The sequence below is a fragment of the Tumidithrix elongata BACA0141 genome (assembly GCF_036349135.1).
In the GTDB taxonomy this organism is placed as follows: Bacteria; Cyanobacteriota; Cyanobacteriia; order Pseudanabaenales; family Pseudanabaenaceae; genus Tumidithrix; species Tumidithrix elongata.
The window spans coordinates 17,427-36,196 of record NZ_JAZBJZ010000009.1; the positions used below are offsets into that span (position 1 = coordinate 17,427).

General features: G+C 45.9%; 12 protein-coding genes. 6 read left to right on the plus strand and 6 right to left on the minus strand.

The genetic code is table 11. The features are described from left to right. Nucleotides 1-15: 15 nt before the first annotated feature. Together V2H45_RS03890 and V2H45_RS03895 are read right to left on the minus strand one after the other, a co-directional pair. Nucleotides 16-1,182, minus strand: a complete 1,167-nt coding sequence (locus tag V2H45_RS03890; protein ID WP_330482305.1) for a hybrid sensor histidine kinase/response regulator — start codon at nucleotides 1,180-1,182, stop codon at nucleotides 16-18. A 101-nt stretch (nucleotides 1,183-1,283) separates the two neighbouring features. Beyond that, a complete protein-coding gene (locus tag V2H45_RS03895) occupies nucleotides 1,284-5,831 on the minus strand; it encodes a PAS domain S-box protein (RefSeq protein WP_330482306.1) in 4,548 nt (1,515 codons plus the stop codon). 348 nt (nucleotides 5,832-6,179) lie between these two features. On the opposite strand from V2H45_RS03895, the gene V2H45_RS03900 reads away from it, so the two are divergent. Beyond that, nucleotides 6,180-6,500: an STAS domain-containing protein gene (locus V2H45_RS03900; protein WP_330482307.1), complete on the plus strand. Its 321-nt coding sequence runs from the start codon at nucleotides 6,180-6,182 to the stop codon at nucleotides 6,498-6,500. A gap of 173 nt (nucleotides 6,501-6,673) precedes the next feature. On the opposite strand, the gene V2H45_RS03905 is transcribed toward V2H45_RS03900, so the two are convergent. After that, nucleotides 6,674-9,142: a single-stranded-DNA-specific exonuclease RecJ gene (locus V2H45_RS03905; RefSeq protein ID WP_330482308.1), complete on the minus strand. Its 2,469-nt coding sequence runs from the start codon at nucleotides 9,140-9,142 to the stop codon at nucleotides 6,674-6,676. Between the two features lie 365 nt (nucleotides 9,143-9,507). Here V2H45_RS03905 and V2H45_RS03910 point away from each other — a divergent pair, with 365 nt between their 5' ends. Continuing rightward, nucleotides 9,508-11,130 (plus strand): NAD(P)H-quinone oxidoreductase subunit 4, encoded by a 1,623-nt coding sequence (locus V2H45_RS03910; RefSeq protein ID WP_330482309.1) that lies wholly within the window; start codon nucleotides 9,508-9,510, stop codon nucleotides 11,128-11,130. 129 nt (nucleotides 11,131-11,259) lie between these two features. Here the strand turns inward: V2H45_RS03910 and V2H45_RS03915 are convergent, their stop codons facing one another. Beyond that, complete coding sequence (locus tag V2H45_RS03915) at nucleotides 11,260-11,865, minus strand: hypothetical protein (RefSeq protein ID WP_330482310.1); 606 nt, start codon at nucleotides 11,863-11,865, stop codon at nucleotides 11,260-11,262. A 152-nt stretch (nucleotides 11,866-12,017) separates the two neighbouring features. Between V2H45_RS03915 and V2H45_RS03920 the strand changes: the two genes are divergently transcribed. The 3 genes from V2H45_RS03920 to V2H45_RS03930 all read left to right on the plus strand — a co-directional run bounded on the left by V2H45_RS03920 (nucleotide 12,018) and on the right by V2H45_RS03930 (nucleotide 13,107). Next, nucleotides 12,018-12,278, plus strand: coding sequence for an AbrB/MazE/SpoVT family DNA-binding domain-containing protein (locus V2H45_RS03920; protein WP_330482311.1), 261 nt, complete (start codon nucleotides 12,018-12,020; stop codon nucleotides 12,276-12,278). Beyond that, entirely contained in the window at nucleotides 12,266-12,595 is a 330-nt protein-coding gene (locus tag V2H45_RS03925; RefSeq protein ID WP_408648717.1) for a type II toxin-antitoxin system PemK/MazF family toxin, read from the plus strand. The genes V2H45_RS03920 and V2H45_RS03925 overlap by 13 nt, the downstream gene beginning before the upstream one ends. A 155-nt stretch (nucleotides 12,596-12,750) precedes the next feature. Further along, nucleotides 12,751-13,107 carry a hypothetical protein gene (locus V2H45_RS03930; protein WP_330482313.1) on the plus strand — a complete coding sequence of 119 codons (357 nt, stop codon included), beginning with the start codon at nucleotides 12,751-12,753 and terminating at the stop codon, nucleotides 13,105-13,107. A 71-nt stretch (nucleotides 13,108-13,178) separates the two neighbouring features. On the opposite strand, the gene V2H45_RS03935 is transcribed toward V2H45_RS03930, so the two are convergent. Then, complete coding sequence (locus V2H45_RS03935) at nucleotides 13,179-14,678, minus strand: AAA family ATPase (RefSeq protein WP_330482314.1); 1,500 nt, start codon at nucleotides 14,676-14,678, stop codon at nucleotides 13,179-13,181. 163 nt (nucleotides 14,679-14,841) lie between these two features. Here V2H45_RS03935 and V2H45_RS03940 point away from each other — a divergent pair, with 163 nt between their 5' ends. Next, nucleotides 14,842-15,894 (plus strand): hypothetical protein, encoded by a 1,053-nt coding sequence (locus V2H45_RS03940; protein ID WP_330482315.1) that lies wholly within the window; start codon nucleotides 14,842-14,844, stop codon nucleotides 15,892-15,894. Between the two features lie 126 nt (nucleotides 15,895-16,020). Here V2H45_RS03940 and V2H45_RS03945 read toward each other — a convergent pair whose 3' ends face one another. Next, complete coding sequence (locus V2H45_RS03945) at nucleotides 16,021-18,627, minus strand: TIGR03960 family B12-binding radical SAM protein (protein ID WP_330482316.1); 2,607 nt, start codon at nucleotides 18,625-18,627, stop codon at nucleotides 16,021-16,023. Between the last annotated feature and the right edge of the window lie 143 nt (nucleotides 18,628-18,770).

Below are 18,770 nucleotides of genomic sequence, written 5' to 3' on the forward strand. Positions count from 1 at the left end.
TACCGAATTCTTTGCCTATTGCTTATCTTGAAAGCCAAGATTTTGAGGAATTGTGACTGTGAAAGTCGTTCCCACACCGACTTCACTTTCTACTGTAATACTTCCTTGATGAGCATCAAGACACTTTTTAACAACCACTAGTCCTAGTCCCGTGCCCGAAATCGATTTCACATTCGCACCTCGGCGGAACGATTTAAATAAATGTTCTCGATCTTCAGGGGATATACCAAGACCTCTATCTTGAATACGAAAGACTACTACCTCGGTCTCGCAAGATAAAAGAAACTCTACCTCACTACCATCGGCAGAATATTTGATTGCATTAGAAAGAAGATTGGTCAAAATATGTCCAAGTAGCTTTCCATCTAGGTTGTAAAATGCTTTGCCTGCTTCTTGACAACCGCAGACCTTGAAAAGAATCCTGTGTTTGCTCACCAGCATGGATTGAAAATCATCAATCAGCTCCTGACAAAAAGAGAGAACATCTGTCGGAACGGGGTGACATTGAAAATGTTTTGCTTCTGCTTCGCTGAGGGTAAGTACATCTTCAATTAGTTGAACTAAGGTGTTTGCTGCCTTTTTTAGCCGTTGTAGTTTCTGCAATCGTTGCTCAGGGGTAAATTGTGTATTGCGCCCCTCCAACGCATCAATTCCCAAGATAATCGTACTCAAGGGATTGCGGAATTCATGGGAGATCATAGAAACAAACTGAGACTTAAGTTCATTTAGATTCTTTTCCTGTTCTAGCGCCCGTTGTAAGGATTCGCTTACTTCTCGTTCTTTATCAAGTGCTGTTTGCATCATGACTTCCGCTTGGTGTCTGGTCAGCGCAATTTCAATCGCCGTACTGAGATTTTTGGTTTGTATGGGTTTGATTAAATAGCCAAAGGGCTGCGTTTCTTTTGCTTGGCTTACGGTTGCTTCGTCCGCATGGGCAGTCAGAAAAATCACGGGCAAATGGGACTCGGCTCGAATTTGGGTAGCCGTAGTAATGCCATCGATATTTCCTTTGAGATGAATATCCATTAGGACTAGGTCTGGACGATGCTTAGCCACGGCTTCTAGAGCTGTTTGGGCGCTGTCCGCGATCGCAACAACCATATACCCAAGTTGTGTTAATCGTCGTTGAATGTTAAGGGCAACAAGCTGTTCGTCTTCGACAATTAAAATTTTGGCACTCATAATTTGTAATTTTGATATTTGTAAGGCTGTCATCCTAAAAAATAACGATCGATAATAAAATTAATATAAAAATAACAACCTTAAACCCAAGCGTTTTCTATCTAAAAGGTAATGACAAAGGTCGTGCCGCCTTCGCGGTTGAGCGCGATGGTTCCTCCTAATTGGCGCGTTAGGGCACAAACGATTTGCATTCCCAGTGACTCTGTATTACGAAAGTCCAATGTTTCAGGAAACCCAATACCATTATCTCCGATCGCCAACCGATGGCGAGAATTTTCGTAGGTAAACATAATATCGATCTTGCCAGCATACCTGTGAGGAAACGCATATTTGATCGCATTGGAAACCAGTTCGTTGACGATCAAGCCACAGGGAATCGCAATATCTAACTCCAGATCGAGATTGGCTACTTCCACCTGCCATTGAACGTCTAGGTTAAGCGGAAGATAGGATTGGAATACATCTTCGACTAGATCTTGGATGTATTCCGCAAAATTAAGACTGGCGAGGTTCCCAGAACGGTAGAGGCGTTCGTGGATTGCTGCCATCACATTAATCCGTCGCTGGCTTTCGAGGAAGGGCTCTAGAATATTAGGATCTTCAATGGAGGCAGATTGCAGATTGAGCAAACTAGAAACAACTTGCAGATTGTTTTTGACGCGATGGTGTACTTCCTTAATCAACATCTCTTTTTGTCGCAATTCGCTTTCCAATCGGGTATAGAGTTCCATTTTTTGACTGGCAATCCCAAGTTCCAAGGCTACCCATTTGAGCATTTCAATTTCAAAGGGTTGCCAATGGCGAGGTGAATTCATCTGATTGACCAATAACAATCCCCAAGGTTTGTCAACATGAAAGATCGGCACGGCTAGATTTGCGCTGGCTTGCAACTGCGCTAAAAACTCGGCATAGCAGGGAGCGATATTGTCGGTTTCGAGATCGTTAAGAATGATTACTCCCCCTTGTTTATACCCATCAAGACAGGATTCTGAGAAGTAGGGGTCAGAGATAACTTGCCCTAAAATCGATAATTCCGAGCGAGAAAGATCTTCTTTAAAGATCGTACCGCTGCCATGGTCATCCAGTTTGCAGACGATCGCACGATCGCAGTTGAGAAACTGCCGAATCAGTTTTAAACAGGTTTCGGAGACGCAATCGAGATCGAGCGACTCGTTAATCGTCTCGGCAACCTCCACCAATAAACCTTTGACCGCTAGATTGGTTTGTACCTGTTGGAACAGATCCGATTGTTGAATCGCGATCGCAGTGCGGATAGCAATTTGCTGGATTAGAATAATTTCCCGATTTTGCCATTGGCGGGGTTGAGCGTTTTGATAGGCTGCGAGCAGTCCCCAGAGATTGCCGCGTACAAAGATCGGTGCGATCGCATAGGCTTTTACTTGAAATTGTTCCAAAATCTCGACATGGCATTGCGTATGCCCAATCGTATAAATATCGTTAACAGCAAAGGTTTCGTTATTGCGATAGCGGCCGCCTTGGGTTTCTTGTAGGTAGGTATCTTCCCAGACCGTTTGAATATTAGGTCCCACCAGAGGCATCCAGCCTTCACTCACAGACTCAGCCACAAACCTCCCACTCCAATCCGCATCAAACCGATAAATTGCCACCCGATCTACATAGATTGTCTGCCGCGTTTCAGTCAGAACTGTATTGATGATCTCCTCGTAGTTCAAGGATGCGTGGACGCGCTGGGTGACAAACCGCAACAATCTTTCCTGCTCTGCCTGTTGTTTGAGTGCTTCAGTGCGCTCTTTTACCCGTCTTTCTAAATCGCGGTTCAGGACTTGCAGAGCGGTTTCTGCTCGTTGCCTTTCTGCCAACTCTAGTTGCACCTTGTGATAGAGGTTAGCCTGTTGAATTGCGATCGCCAATTGATCCGCTACAGACTGTACCAATTCAGTTTGTTCGTCGTCCCAGTGAAAGGGTTGCTGTAGGGAATTGACCGCAAGACATCCCCAAACCTTACCTTCGATCGCGAGGGGCTGCATTAGCCAAGTTCCAGCAAGCACCTGAGGAATCCCGCAAAAGAGTCCATCTGCAGGCATGTTGGGATATTCAACACGAGCGAGTTCCCTTTGTTGGCACTCGAAACAGTCTTCAGGGATTTCTAGTCCTACTGTATCGGGTAAGTGGGGATGATAGGAAGCTACGATGCGCCAACACTGGCGATCGGGCACATATTGCATGACCTGAACGCGATCGATTTTTAGTAGATTCGCCGTTTCCGCCGTAGCAGTAGCAAAAATGGTGTCTAGATCGAGAGAATTCCGAATCACCTGAAACACGCGGTTGATTCCCTGTTCTCTTTCTGTGCGGTGTTGCAGGGCTTCTTCGGCTTGCTTGAGGCTGGTCAGATCGTGGACGTTGATTACCACTCCTGAAACCCCACCGTCTAAATCGATATAGGGAGAGTATTTGGCTGTGACAAACCTGCGCTTACCATCGGGATAGGTAAGCCATGACTCCACGACATGGTTACTCTCACCTGCAAGGCAGCGATCGAGCAAAGGTTTACTGCGCGTTTGAAAAAATTCTTCTCCTAATAGCTCGCTAACGCTATGTCCGACAATCTTTTCGTGGGGTTTGTTATTCCAAACTGTATAGGTCTGGTTGATGACCTGATAGATATAGTTGCGATCGATCAGGGCAACACAGTCGGGTGTGGCGGAAACGATACGTTCGTATTGCCGCAAGACATTCTCGGCAGCTTTACGCTGGGTGATGTCTGCCAACATCCCCAATGCCCCTGCATATTGACCAGCCTCGTCCATTAAGGGGTGAGTCGAGATCATCGTCCAGACATCGGAGCCATTTTTGTGTTGAAATTTGAAGTCATGTTGCTCAGTAATACCTTGACGTCGCCGTTCGACCAGTCGCATGGCAATTTCTCGTCCTTCATCGTCCATAAAATCAAAGAGAGATTTGCCAATCATTTCCTCACTGCGATAACCCAACATATCGGTTATGCAGGGATTGACAAAAGTAGTAGCACTGTTGGCATCAATCATCCAGATTCCTTCTGTGGCAATTTCGACGATCTGACGATAACGTTCTTCGCTTTTCTGCAAGGCGGCTTCGGCAGTTTTGCGATCGCTAATATCCCAAATATAGCCATGCCAAAGGGTGCTGCCGTCGGGTAATCGTTCGGGCATGGCATGACCTTCTAGCCAGCGCAAACCTTTTAGCGGCAAGATAACTCGATATTGAGCCTGCCATAGTTGTAAGCTGCGAGCGGATTGTGCGATCGCCTCGGCAACAGATCCCAGATCGGCAGGGTGCAAAACAGCAAAAACGCCCTCAGCGGTTTCTTTGACCTGCTCGGGAGTAACCTCATAAATGTCTCGAATTCCTTCACTGGCATAGGGAAAGTAGGCGCGTCCATCGGGGTGCTGATGATATTGATAGATAAATCCTGGTACCTGTTCTGATAGTTTGCGGAGAATTTCATCACGCTCTTGTAGCGCAATCTCAGCCTCCTTGCGATCGCTAATATCTAACAAGATCCCTAACACCCTGATTGGCGTATCGTTCTCATAAAAACTTTGTGCTTTTGCCTGGAGCCACCGAATGCTCCCGTTTGGCAACACAACACGATATTCGATTTCATAGTCGATCTTGCTACGTAATGCATGAGATAAACAGGCTTCAAAGGGAGCGACATCATCGGGATGGATGACATTGCGAAAGGTCTGATAGCTGGCAAAATCTGTCTTGGGATTAAGCCCCAGCAACTTAAATACTTGGTCGTTCCAAGTTAGATCGCCGCTTTGAAGATCCCAATCCCAAGTACCGACTTGATTGAGATCTAAAATCAATCTCTGACGTTCCTCTGCTTCGCGCAGAGTGGTCTCGGCATGGTTGCGTTCAGCTTCAATACGTTTGCGATCGCTGATATCTCGACAAATACAGAAATCAAAGAACTTTCCATCCCATTCCATTCTATTGTTTGAGATTTCCACATCAAATACTGAGCCATCCTTACGCCGATGGCGAGTCTCAAAGATTCTTCGCATTCCTTCTCTATGTTTCCATCGATCGACGGTTTCATGGAGTTCGCCTAGACTCCATTGGGTTTCCCAGTCCATCACATTTAAAGTTGTTATTTCCTCAAGCGTGTAGCCCAACATCTCAGCAAACCTCTGATTGGCTTCCACGACTTGATTCTGATGAATCACAACAACGCCGTCAAAAGATGTGTTGAGCAGTGTTTTAACCCGTAGTGCCTCTCTAGCTAAAGCAGTTTCGGCAGCTTTGCGATCGTTGATATCTGTACTTATCCCTGTAACGATCCAGCAATTAGCCTCTTGGTCGCGTTGAGCGCCGTAGGTGGCTGAAATCCAGCGTAGGGAACCATTTTTATGATAAAAGCGATATTCAATCGTCCTCACCAATTCAGAAGAAATATCATCAAATATCGGTGAAACCTTGCTTTCCCAGTCTTCGGGAAATATACAGGATTGCCAAAGCGCCTTGTCTGCGACGATTTCCTCTGCCGTATATCCAAACAGTCTTTCGCTTCCCGCCGACTGATAGGCGTACTCCCAATCTCTGTTGTCATAGACCCGATAACAGACAATGGAAGCAATCGCGCTATTGAGGATATTGTTTAGTTCGGTTCCAGTGAGCATTGAATTTGCTTTACCCTACCTATTGATTGTAGGAGATCTAAAGATCTTGCCTTAATTCCTACAGGGATTGTCAAAAGAGCAAAAATCTTAAAGAAAGAACCTAGAAAATGTTAGTTTTATTCGCATAATGGTTTGAGTAATCATACTTTTACGCCTCCCCGAACGTATCTAAAGTCTCAGAGACTTAGATATACACTCCCTAGAGACCGAAACACTAAAATCGACAGCTTGTAACATTCTATAATCTTTGCTTAGAATTCAGTTGTGATCCAAGTCGCTGTGTGGCAACCTAAAGAAGCCACTAAATTAAAATATGTAAACAATTAATTTGCAAGCAAGGAGCAAACCATGAGTGACTCTGTAAGAGTATTAGAACCCGAAGGTATAATTGATAGTGCTGGAGGCAATCAGATTCGTCGTAAGGTAGTCGATCTACTCGAAGCAGGGGCAGAAACGCTTTTGATTGACCTTAAAAATATTACGTTTATGGATAGCTCTGGACTCGGTGCTATGGTTGCCACACTCCAAACAGTTCGCAAAAGGGAAGCCAATCTTTTTCTGTGTTCGCTCAACGATCAAGTTCAAATTATTATGGAAATGACAAAAATGGATAAGGTTTTCACAATCTTGCCCGATCGCACTGCCTTGGATCGCACCATAGAAAGTTAATCTATTTCATCTCATCAAGGGGCGAATTCCTCGCCCTTTAGAGTGTTAGTCTTTGACCAAAGGAATTTAGATTTTGATACCCCGTCCGCTTGTGACGGGGTCATTCATTTATCTCCTATGCTTCTATCTCAAACATTGTTCGGGTACTGCATTCACTAATCTTGGATACCCTGTTAAGGGGACGATAGCGATGAAACTGGGATGAGCTGAATAGTTTGACGGTCGAAAAACTGCTGTTGAAATGCTAGTTCGTTCGCTAACTTGATAAATTTCTGTACCGATGAGGATACTGCTAGAGTTTGAGGAGGATTCGAGTCATTCAGCGATATGGCGATGCGGCGGAACGCATCCCCGTTTTGGGAATCGCCTTCCATTTGATTTACAAACCAACCACAGCTTTCTAAGGCAGTTAGACCCTCTTGAAGAATTTTAGGATCGCGAATTCCCAACTTGGATTGTAAGCGATCGAGATCGATGACTTTACCCGTGCGATCGAGGTGTTTGGCAATACCCACTAAAATCCGCCATGCCTCACTGCCTCTCATGTTTTCAGGTGGGGGATAGATTAGAGCCAAAGGCTGTTGCGATCGCTCGGCAATCTCGATCAGCGCGTGAATTTCTTGCCAACTTGTCGGGCAGCGATCGCAAGCGATTACACCATCAGGTAAGGGTGTGGACTTGCCGCGCCAGTCTAGGATGGCGATGTCTGAGGGGCTAGCTGATGCTGCGGGGATATCTTTGATGGACTTCACGAGTTCCAATTCTGAAGTTCCAATTTCTTGGGTATGAATATCAATGATTCTGACTTCGTAGGTCTTTTTAAAGGAATTATCGATCAGCTCGACGACGACATCACAAACCCCATCGGGAATCTCGTAGCTGTAATGCCCCCACCAATCGCCGCGAATTTCACCCGTTTCATCGACCAGAGAGAATTCGGACTTAATGTATTCAACCTTCTGACCTCGAATATTCTTGATATTGGCGTTGAATTTATCTTCAAAGTGGCAGTTTTGAATCAAAAGCTTAGGTGCAGGATTTCCCATCCCGTAGGGTTCGAGTAACTTAAGTTCGCGGAATAACTGCTGCCCGAGATCGGCAATCTTTACGACGAGATCGATTTGCAGGGTGGATAGAATCCCCTTTCTGCCTGAAGTTCGATCTAGGGAAGTAGTGGAAAGATCGTACTGACTCCAAAATCGCTGATTTAAGGCTTCCCGTAGCAAAGGTAAATTTTCGGCAAGCAAACTCAGTCCCGCTGCGAGGGGGTGTCCACCAAAACTCAACAGTAAGTGCTCTTGACCTTTAATCAGGTCGTATAGATCGATGCCCGAAGGCGATCGCGCGCTGCCTTTAGCAATACTTTTGCCATCCTCATCCTCAACCGTACAAAGAATGACGGGTCTGCCATATTCGCTGGCAACCTGCCCTGCGACCAGTCCCAAAATTCCCACCGACCACTGCGGATCGTCAAGCACCAAAATTCCCATGGTGGAAAGATCGATTCGCTCGAGTTTGGCTTTGACCTGAGCGAAGACTTTCTTTTGCAGTGCCTTGCGTTGGGTGTTGGCGAGTTCCGCTAATTTGACCAATTCTTGACATCTTGCTTCATCCTTACTAGTCAGTAACTCCACGCACTTACGCACATCACCCCAAATCCGACTGACCGAATTGATGCGCGGCGCAATCCCAAAACTAATGTCCGTAGGGCGATCGCCTGCCTTTTTGCACTGTTCTAACAAAAACTTCACACCCAGCCGCGATTTTTGCTTGAGGACTTCGATGCCTCGTTGGGCTAAATAGCGACAGTCCCCCACCAATTGCACCAGATCCGCAACCAGACCGATCGCTACGAGATCCAATAAATTCTCAATGGGCTGTTGGGGCACATCAGGCAGAGTTTCGTAAAGTGCCTCGATCAGCTTATAGGCAACAGCTACACCTGAGAGATGAAATAGAGGATGCTCGGGATCGAGATAACGAGGATTCACAATGGCAGTGACAGGAGGACGTTCCGCAGGCAGGGTATGGTGATCGGTAACAATGATGTCTATTCCTAGCGATCGGGCATAAAGGATTTCAGTTAGATTGGTGCTGCCCGTATCGCAGGTAACGATCAAGCCTTGTCCCTGTTCGCAGGATTCCGAGGAGCGATCTCCGCTTATATCTTCAAGAGCACTTCGATCGGAATCTGCATGAGAATTTTCTTGGGTATTTCCTTGAAACCACTGCTTTAATTCATCGATCCCCTCTATGGATAAACCGTGAGATGCTGCGAGGCGATCGGGAATGTAATAGGTCAACTGCCGAGATTGTGGGAAAAATTCACCCAACCCTTCCCATAAAACCGATGTGGCGGTAATGCCATCGGCATCAAAGTCTCCCCAGATCGCTACTTTCTCACCTGTTACGTATGCCTGTTGAATTCTAGCGATCGCGGCTTGCATCTCTGCCCCAAAAGCAAAAGCACTCGTCGGTTGATAGGCTTCTGGGGATAAAAAGGCTTCAACTTGTTCTGGTTCTTGGATCCCGCGTTGCCACAAAAGTTGAGCAGCAAAGTTCCCGACGCGATCAATTAGCCATACAGGAGGTTGGCAGGTTGGCAGAATTTGCCAGTGAGTTGCAATCTTTTCTGAGGACATATCTAAAAATCGTTTAACAATTACAAGGATTTAAGGAGGACTGCTGACTCAGAAAAAATTCGCTTGTTCCACCTTCATTTTCTATCTTAATCAGCCAATAAAATTCTTTGCCTATATATCAATTGTTAAGAAACGTACTTCTAATTGTTCATTTTCTATCATCGAGTTTAATCAATGATTAAGATTCAATGGATGATAAATTATCAATCAAACACAATAATAATCATTGAAATCCTTGCCAGATATAGATTTGGATTGATTGTCATCATTTGCTAATTTGTAAACTTTTATCTCTAAAGAGTTAAGTAAAATTTACAAATATTTAATAAGATACATACAAGGCAAGTAAGTATTTATTCTCACTCATGATTACTTCACAATTTCCCTGGCTCACCACGATCGTACTGCTGCCACTTGTGGCTTCTCTAGCCATACCCGTAATTCCAGACAAAGATGGCAAGACCGTTCGTTGGTATGCACTAAGCGTAGGTTTGGTAGATTTAGCGTTAATGATCTACGCTTTCTGGAGCAACTACGATTTACAGACTTCTTCGTTTCAGCTAACCGAGTCCTATGCTTGGATTCCTCAGATCGGGTTGAACTGGTCTCTCGCGGTAGACGGTTTATCGATGCCGTTGGTTTTACTCACAGGTTTAGTCACAACGCTTTCCACCTTGGCAGCTTGGAACGTCACCCAAAAGCCCCGACTGTTTTATGCGTTGATGCTAGCAATGTACAGCGCTCAGATCGGCGTATTTGTGGCTCAAGACATCCTCTTGTTCTTCTTTATGTGGGAACTTGAACTCGTTCCCGTTTACTTGCTGATTTCGATTTGGGGGGGCGCAAAGCGTTTATACGCAGCAACCAAGTTTATTCTTTACACGGCAGCAGGTTCGATTTTCATTTTGATCGCGGGCTTGGGGATGGCTTTTTACGGCGATCGCGTCACGTTCGACATGGCAGAGTTGGGGATGAAGCATTACCCCCTCGTATTTGAATTGTTTGCCTATGCTGGTTTTCTGATTGCGTTCGGAGTCAAACTTCCAATCTTCCCACTTCATACTTGGCTACCTGATGCTCACGGCGAAGCTTCTGCACCTGTATCGATGATTTTGGCAGGCGTTTTGCTCAAGATGGGGGGATATGCGCTGATTCGCATAAATATTGAGATGTTGCCCAACGCTCATGTTTACTTTGCGCCAGTTTTAGCGGTGCTTGGGGTTGTGAATATTGTCTACGGCGCTTTTTCAGCCTTTGCCCAAACCAATATGAAGCGTCGCTTGGCGTACTCTTCGATCTCCCATATGGGCTTTGTCTTACTGGGTCTTGCCTCTTTCACCGATGTGGGCATCAGTGGCGCAGTTCTGCAAATGTTATCCCACGGTTTCATCGCTGCTTGCTTGTTCTTCTTGGCTGGTGTCACCTACGATCGCACCCACACCCTGATGATGGACGAAATGGGCGGCATTGCAAAAGTCATGCCTAAGGCTTTTGCCCTGTTTACCATTGGCGCAATGGCTTCACTGGCTTTGCCCGGTATGAGTGGATTTGTGAGCGAGTTGCAAGTATTCTTGGGAATTGCGACCAGCGATGCTTACTCTTCTAGCTTTAAGGTTGTGATGATTGCCCTGACAGCGGTGGGATTGATTCTCACACCAATTTATTTACTGTCGATGCTACGTCAAGTCTTCTTTGGGAATAGTAATGCTGCGATTCCTTTAGGTAGTACTTTGGGTGCTTATGTTAAGGATGTCAGCCCTCGAGAAGTGTTTATCACAGCTTGCCTATTGCTACCAATCATTGGCATCGGTTTGTATCCTAAATTGGCAACGCAAACCTATGATATGAAAACAGTAGCCGTAGCTTCAGAAGTACGCAGTGCCTACTCTGTAGTTGCCCAAGAACGTTCTCACGTTTATTCTGCTGGTTTCAACATTCCTCGTTTACTTCAAGCCAAATCACAAGCTCTCTTAGGAGTCGTGGAATAGATTCTAAAGATGGATTTAGATTAAGCGATCGCACTTGAAACGCACGATAGTTCTGTTGCCTTTAAGATAACTGGGGGGTAATTTTAAGCAGCACAGACCACGTTTCAGCGATCGCTTTATCATATGAGTCTAAGCGACTTTTGGGATTGCTTGAGATAAAATCCCAAGGATTTTATCCACATCTTTGATGTAATAATCCATCAAATCGATTTGGATAGTGTTGTTAAATAGTTTTAAGAACTTCCAAATTTCACCCGTAGTTACTGCTCCATAAATCGTATCGATCGCGTTCCCTTGTTGACGGTTAAAAATCTGCGCTGCTACCATTTCAGCAATGCACTGTCCTAATCCGCCTTTAATATTTTCATTTTTGGCTTCAACTACTGCAATTACAGGAGCGCTAATCATGAGTTGTTGCTTAGAAAGACTAACTAGATAATCGCAATATCCTGTCAGCCCTTTTTCAGGATCTACATTAAATTCTGAGCCAGAGAAAAGACTTATGGGAACAGGCGATCGCCGACGAACTTCCAACAGCAAAGGCATAACGATCAATTCCGAGCGTGCTTTTTCGGTATTAATTGCCAGCGCTAAAGAGACATTTTCGGCAAATGTCTGTCTCAGCACATCACTTTGTGGCAAGCTTTCCGTAGAGGCAAAAAGATTGATTTCTTCTTCTATGGTGAGTGAGAAGTCTTTTTCTACATCCCTCAAACTAAAACTGCTGTATGCCATACGACGATCCTAGTAGTGAGAAAAATAAAGAACTAGGGCGATCGCTGCCCATCCTACCTATGATTTTAGTTTATTAATTCAAGACCACTAATTGCACTTGACGATCGCTTCGTCCGTGCATACAATGTAATTACCTTTATTTTGGGGCAAGTATGGGCGCAGCAATCAGAACCCGAATCATTAAAATCGGCAACTCTCAAGGGATTCGTATTCCTAAAATTCTTTTAGAGCAAAGTGGTATTCATGCAGAGGTTGAAATTGAAGTGCAGGGTAATTGCCTCACGGTTCGCTCGGCTCAACGGTTAAGGACTGGATGGGAGCGAGCCTTTGCTGCAATGGCAGAGCAACAGGATGACGCTCTATTAGATGACGTTAACACCACAGATTGGGATCGGGTGGAATGGGAGTGGTAGTAAGGCGTTTCGATGTTTTTCTGGTTAATCTAGATCCCACAATTGGGGTTGAGATTCAGAAAACGAGACCCTGTGTTGTCGTTTCACCTGACGAGATGAATCGCTATATTGGGACAGTTATTGTTGCGCCAATGACAACCAAAGGACGCACATATCCAACTCGAATTATTTGTCAATTTCAGGGTAAAGACGGTCAAATTGTCCTCGACCAAATTCGTACGGTTGATAAAACTAGATTGGTTAAAAAGCTCGGTCAAATCAATCAAGATGAGCAAAGAGAAGTTCTTGACACTTTAGCTGAGATGTTTGCCGAATAAGCTACCTAGCGCTTACTTTAACCATAGGAATTACTAGGCGATCGCTACAAAATTTGTAAAATATTCAAACTTCTCCTCAACAAATTAAGGAGAAGTAGTAGCGATCAACGCTCTGGGCTAAGATGAAAACAGCAAGTCGCAACGAGGTCAAATTTATGGCAATTCGTCAAAGACGTTACAGCAAAGAAGCGTTATCCCAACGTGGGCAGGCGCTCTATGACTCTGGTATTCGGCAGCAAGTCGAAGCGGGAAATGAGGGTAAAATGGAACGTATTCTAATTCTTCAGCATCTACATGTGATGCCACATGGAAGCGAGGACATTAAAATGATTGGTGTGTTTGAAAATATTCAACAAGCACACTACGCAATAAAACAATTATCGAATCAACCTAGTTTTTCTTCTTATCCAGAAATAATCGATCCGTTATCCAGTGATGAGCGTTCTGGATTTTATATCGATGAATATCAAATCAACAAAATCCACTGGAAAGAGGGCTATGTTACCGTGTAGCCAAATTCAAATAGCCTATAGGTTCTCTGTTATGCCTCCAGCTTGAATCCTGATTACAAAAAACGTTTTGCTTAGTTTGGGTTTCCCCTTCCACCCAAAACATTTTGACGCGAGGCGAGGCGAGCTTTGCCAGAGGCAGCCCATTCTTGTAGGAGTTGAATTTCGGACTGAGCGGTTTGAGCGAGAGGCACAATTTGACTCGCCGCTTCTAGAATATCTTCGGTGGTGAAGTCGCGATTTTGGCTAAAGCCCAAGTGCATGGCTTCAATAATCGACTGCTCGATCTCCGCACCCGAAAAATCAGGAGTTTCGTAGGCGAGGCGATCGCAGTCGTAGGCACGCAAATTATGCGGACGATATTTACTCAGATGCACGGTAAAAATTTGCAGGCGCTCGGCTTGGCTGGGTAGCCCCACAAAAAACACCTCATCAAACCGCCCTTTTCTCAAGAGTTCGGGGGGCAGGGTGCGAATGTTGTTGGCAGTGGCAACAATAAATACAGGCGAAGTTTTTTCTGCCATCCAGGTTAAAAACGTGCCAAACACCCGATTGGTCGTGCCCGAGTCGCCGCGTCCGTCCAGACCCGCAAAAGCCTTGTCAATTTCATCGATCCATAAAACGCAGGGAGCAAGGGCTTCAGCGAGTTGAATCATCTGGCGCGTGCGGGATTCGCTTTCCCCGACCAAGCCAGCAAATAATCGACCGACATCGAGACGGAGTAAAGGTAAATGCCAATGGTGGGAAATTGCCTTTGCCGTAAGCGATTTGCCCGTTCCTTGAATTCCTGCTAATAACAAGCCCCTTGGATGGGGAAGCCCATACTTTCTCGCCCGTTCTGAAAATCCGCCACCCCGCCGTAACAGCCATTCTTTGAGGTTGTCCAGTCCGCCAATGTCGGTAATCTCGATTGTTGAGGGATAAAACTCTAAGATTTGAGTTTGACGGATGCTTTGGCGTTTTTCTTCGAGGATGCGCTCGACATCTTCGGCTTGAATTTGACCGTTGGCAGCGATCGCTTTTGCCAGTACCCGCCGAATTCGCTCTAAAGACAGACCTTGTCCCGATCGCACCAGTTCATCCAAAGCTTGGGCATCTAACTTGTCACCCGTTGTCGCGGCAAGCTGCTCGATTTCTCGCTTGATTTCGCTCGGTTGGGGTAGGGGAAACTCTAAAATCGCAAATAATTCACTCAGGTGATCGGGAATATTTATTTGGGAGGCAAGCAAAATTAGGTTCTGGGGCTCGCGATTTAACTTTCTTGCCAAGTTTCTAAGTTTGCGCGCGATCGCGATGTCATCTAAAAAGCGATCGAAATCCCGCAACACAAATACTGCCCCCTTAGGAATTTTCTCGACAAACTCTAAAGCTTGTAGGGGGTTGCGTTTACCCATACCAGCATCCGTAGGATTTGACTGGTAACCATCGACAAAATCCCAAATAAATACGCTACGCCCTAGGGATTTTGCCACATCCGTTATGACTGCCTCAGCGCGTTCCTCTTCGTGGGAGGGTATATAAATAAGAGGATAACGAGCGCGGAGCGTTAGACTTAACTCTGCTTCAAAGCTCATGATAAGGAAATTAATGGTTTGGGTACTATTGTGCTGTCACAAAAAAGGTTAAAAATTTGGGGGAATTGCCTCAAGATCGTACGACCCGTGACAATGCAAGCAAAAATGTAAAAAGACAGTACAAATAACTTATACCAAGTTAGGTATGAGGTGAGGGCAATATATGAAAGCAGTACGGTTAAATTTAGAAGACAGACAGTCGTGGCAAAAGTTGCAGCACGTTCTTACCAGCTTCGTGTCAGACTACATTGACTTAGTCGCACCCGAACAAACGGAGTTTAAGTTTGAGCAGCAAGTTTTGTCCCTTGCCTTTACTTTAATTTCCTCTCGTTCGGACTCTGATAGAGCCAACTACTTTACCCAAAACCTAGAGAGATTTCTAAGTCGCCTGCAACTCCTCGGTGTCAGACGCATAGAATTTGAGTTTTACAGTGTCGGTGCTGACTCCCCTGTAATGACCCATGGGTTTGATATTGAATTTGTCCCAGCACCCACACCTCAGACAACCATACAGACTGCCTCTCGCAGTGCGATCGTTCGTAGCAACAAAAATCAAGCACTGGTGCAGACTGGTAGACCAGGGGCCAATCGTGCCAGAGGTGGCAATATCGTTCGCCGCATCCAAGGATGGCTGACAGATCCCAAACTCTGGCAAAATCTGCAAACGGGTAGCAGGTTGGTCGTTCGAGATCCTAAAACCTTTCTAGAAGCAACAAAGAGCGCAGCGCTCGCCAATTTAAATACCGCAATCAATTGGGTCGATACTTTCCCTTGGGAAGAGTGGACGCAGTCCAAGGTGCAATGGCAAAAGCGTCGCCATAAGCGCAATTTACTGAAAGCCTTGTTGGAAGACTTTTTACTCGTTGGCTTTTTGATTGTTGCCCTCTACTTTGTCACAGACTTTCTCTCAGGTCCATCGGTAAATTTAGCGACTCTGCCCGCTCAACACTACGACGAAACCATTGACTCGACCAAATATCGTTGTGGTAACCCTGGCCTATCCCTCAAAAACTATATCTGCTTGCAAAAGGATATGTCTTATCCCCAAGTTGCTAGCATTCTCGGTGGTGAGGGTAAGTCTTTGGGAATCGATCGCAAGTATGGCGATCGCGCTGTAATTATCAGCTGGACAAGTGGCGATATGAGTATGAATGCAACTTTTGTGGAAGACAAACTTGTGGCTAGAGCCTATCGCAAACTCACTGCCAGCAGATAGGCGATCGCAGATTATTCAAACTGATTGGTTTACTTACAGGGCTTCTTGATTTTTCTGAAGCCCTGTAATTTTTTGGTTTGTGGATTCTTACTCTTGCTCTGAATTCATGTTGGGATGATTGAAGTATTACCGCAATGCTTCACGATGGACGTGGAGGAGTTTAAGGGGAGCATCGACGGTAAACTGATTTAGCATAAACAAAACATACTCGGGTTTGAGCGTGCTATCCGAGCGGCAGCTCCCCACATAGCGAATTTGAATATCTGAAGCAGAATTTACTTCGATTAAATCTAGCTCAAATAAGCGATCGCGCATTTCCAATAGTTGCTCCTTGCCAGACTTAGAGCGTTTGGGCATCAAAATCGACTGGGCGGCGTTCACTTGCTGAATTAGGCTTTCAATGGTGCGATCGATAGATTCTGATAGTTCTATTCGTGAATCTATTTCTGTATCCCTTCCTAAGGTGAGCCGATATTCGGCAATTTGCAAAGTCACATCTGCCGAGGGTGCGTCGATCGCAATGTCATGGGTAGCATAGATCGGAATCTCTGGGGGCAGTTGTGCCGCCAGCCGTTGTTGAAATTCTGCGGGAGCGATCGCGGCGGTGAGTTCAAAATCGGCAACTTCGCCTGCGCTGCTGTGTCCCAAAGAGAGGGCTTTGGCTAAAGCAATACGGGGCAAGGGGTTAAAGCCTTCCGTATAGGCAATGGGAAGATCGGCACGTCGCATCGCTCTACTGAACAAACGCACGAGATCTAGATGGGAAATCAACGCCATGCTTCCTAACTTGCCGAACGTGACGCGCAAACGTTGCTGCCTTGCTACGCCGCTCAACTGCGAGTACCCTGTAAATGCTGGAATCGGTGGTGGCGGCACAACGATGTTATGACCAAAGTCGGGACTGCATACTCCACATTTAGAACAGCCATGAAACGAACAATCGGGAACGGTTTCTGCTGCGATCGCGCGGTTCCAGTCATCCAGCAACCACTGTTTATCGATACCCGTATCGAGATGATCCCAAGGGAGAGCTTGAGCGTATTGTGGTGCGGGCATTTCCCATTTCAGACCCGATTCCTCGATCGCTGTTGTCCATGCTTGAAACGCGCGATGGGTATTTTCAAACCAAGCATCCATACCTGCACCCAGTTGCCACGCTCGTTTGAGCACAGCACCCAGCCTGCGATCGCCACGTCCGACAAAATCTTCCATTGCCGAAATTTCAACAGTGGTGAAGTTGACCTTTACGCCTTTAGCAAACCGAAATTCTGTTTTGAGCAGCTTTTGCTTGTGCAGAAAGTCCTCCGTAGAGACACTATGCCATTGAAAAGGCGTATGGGGCTTGGGTGTGAAGTTGGAAATTGTCACATTCACATTCAAGCGCTTGCGTCCATCTAGACGGCATTGAGATTGCAACCAGCTAATCGTTTTGGCAATACCAATCACATCTTCGTCGGTTTCGGTGGGCAATCCAATCATGAAATAGAGCTTGACCCGATCCCAACCCTGCTCGTAAGCCGTGCGCACGCCGCGCAGCAATTCTTCATCGGTAAGTCCCTTGTTGATGACATCTCGCAATCTTTGCGTGCCTGCTTCTGGAGCAAAGGTTAGCCCTTGCTGCCTCCCATCCCCTTTCAGAATATTGGCGATATTCTCATCAAAGCGATCGACGCGCTGACTGGGGAGCGAGAGATTGATGTGCTGATTATTGAGGCGATTTTTAATCTCAATGCCCACCGCAGGCAATGCCAAATAATCGGAACAGGATAAAGAGAGTAAAGAAAATTCGTTATAGCCTGTTTCCTTCACGGCTCGTTCGATCGTATTCACGACATCCTCTGGTTCCACATCTCTGGCGGGACGGGTCAACATCCCCGGCTGGCAGAAGCGACAGCCCCGCGTGCAGCCGCGCCGAATTTCAATCGTGAGGCGATCGTGGACAGTTTCCACCAAGGGAACCAAGCCAATACTATGTTCGGGAATCGGAGCCGCTACCCTTCTTAAAATACGTTTGGGAACTCCTTCTCGATTGGGAGAAACAGAACCATCTTCAGGGTTCATGTCATAAAACTGCGGGACGTACACTCCTGGAACCTTTGCCAAGTCCATGAGAACTTCCTGCCGCGATCGCCCTGCGAGTTTTGCCTCGGTAACGACAACGCCAATTTCAGGCAAGACTTCTTCCCCATCGCCCAAGACAAAAAAATCAAAAAAGTCGGCGTAGGGTTCGGGATTAGAAGTCGCTGTCTGTCCCCCTGCAAAAATCAGCGGATATTCCCACTGTTGTTTTTCTTGAGAAAAAGAGAAGGGATTCCGTTCCTGCCATGTTAAAGGAATGCCCGCCAGATCGAGCATTTCTAAAACATTGGTTGCACCTAACTCGTAGCTGAGACTAAAGCCCAAAATATCAAAGTCGGTCAAAGGACGTTGAGATTCCACGGCAAATAGAGGCGTATTCGATCCCCTTAGTTTTGCAGCCAGATCGGGGGCAGGGAGATAAGCCCGATCGCAGAGCTGTCGATCTTGTGCGTTGAGAATGCTGTAGAGAATGATATGCCCGAGATTGGAAGCACCCACCTCATAGATTTCAGGATAGGTCAATGCCCACCGTGCGATCGCCTGATGCCAAGGCTTATGCACTGCCCCCAATTCATTCCCCAAATAACGACCTGGCTTGAGAATATCGGCAGTAATCAGTGGATTGAGCGCAGAAAAATTTTCAGTAATTGCCATAAACCTCAAAGATCAAATTAGGAATGTAAATACACAATGCAAATACATGTAGGATCGAAGCATTCGGAATTACATGAGTTTTACCTCTCCCCAACCCCTCTCCTAGAAGGCGAGGGGCTAAAAAAACTAGTTTCTTGCTCTTC

Bases quoted from the DNA above. Each gene is read 5' to 3' on its own strand.
- V2H45_RS03900 (WP_330482307.1), top strand. From the start codon at position 6,180: ATGAGTGACTCTGTAAGAGTATTAGAACCCGAAGGTATAATTGATAGT.
- V2H45_RS03905 (WP_330482308.1), bottom strand. From the start codon at position 9,142: ATGTCCTCAGAAAAGATTGCAACTCACTGGCAAATTCTGCCAACCTGC.
- V2H45_RS03945 (WP_330482316.1), bottom strand. From the start codon at position 18,627: ATGGCAATTACTGAAAATTTTTCTGCGCTCAATCCACTGATTACTGCC.
- V2H45_RS03925 (WP_408648717.1), top strand. From the start codon at position 12,266: ATGGGAGTGGTAGTAAGGCGTTTCGATGTTTTTCTGGTTAATCTAGAT.
- V2H45_RS03915 (WP_330482310.1), bottom strand. From the start codon at position 11,865: ATGGCATACAGCAGTTTTAGTTTGAGGGATGTAGAAAAAGACTTCTCA.
- V2H45_RS03940 (WP_330482315.1), top strand. From the start codon at position 14,842: ATGAAAGCAGTACGGTTAAATTTAGAAGACAGACAGTCGTGGCAAAAG.
- V2H45_RS03920 (WP_330482311.1), top strand. From the start codon at position 12,018: ATGGGCGCAGCAATCAGAACCCGAATCATTAAAATCGGCAACTCTCAA.
- V2H45_RS03895 (WP_330482306.1), bottom strand. From the start codon at position 5,831: ATGCTCACTGGAACCGAACTAAACAATATCCTCAATAGCGCGATTGCT.
- V2H45_RS03890 (WP_330482305.1), bottom strand. From the start codon at position 1,182: ATGAGTGCCAAAATTTTAATTGTCGAAGACGAACAGCTTGTTGCCCTT.
- V2H45_RS03935 (WP_330482314.1), bottom strand. From the start codon at position 14,678: ATGAGCTTTGAAGCAGAGTTAAGTCTAACGCTCCGCGCTCGTTATCCT.
- V2H45_RS03930 (WP_330482313.1), top strand. From the start codon at position 12,751: ATGGCAATTCGTCAAAGACGTTACAGCAAAGAAGCGTTATCCCAACGT.
- V2H45_RS03910 (WP_330482309.1), top strand. From the start codon at position 9,508: ATGATTACTTCACAATTTCCCTGGCTCACCACGATCGTACTGCTGCCA.